General features: G+C 71.7%; 1 pseudogene. It reads right to left on the reverse strand.

The features are described from left to right. A pseudogene (locus CUZ56_RS16075) lies at positions 1 to 254 on the reverse strand (hypothetical protein); the annotation flags it as partial.

Below are 254 nucleotides of genomic sequence, written 5' to 3' on the forward strand. Positions count from 1 at the left end.
ATCCGTGCCCCGCTCGCCCGCAGCCGCGACAACGCCAGTTGCGCGGTCGGCCCGTCGGGGTCGGCGTAGTCGATCGGTACCTCGATACGAGCGCACTGCGTGGCCGGCGGCAGGCTTTCCCCGGGCGCGGCGTATCCGGCGCAGGACTCCCATTGCGGTACCTGTTCGTAGAACCGGCTCAGTTCCGCGGGGACGGGCGCCGGGGGCGCGGTCGCCACCTCTTGTTCGTCCGCGCATCCCGCGACGAACAACAC

The sequence above is a fragment of the Saezia sanguinis genome (genome assembly GCF_003991585.1).
Lineage (GTDB): Bacteria > Pseudomonadota > Gammaproteobacteria > Burkholderiales > Burkholderiaceae_C > Saezia > Saezia sanguinis.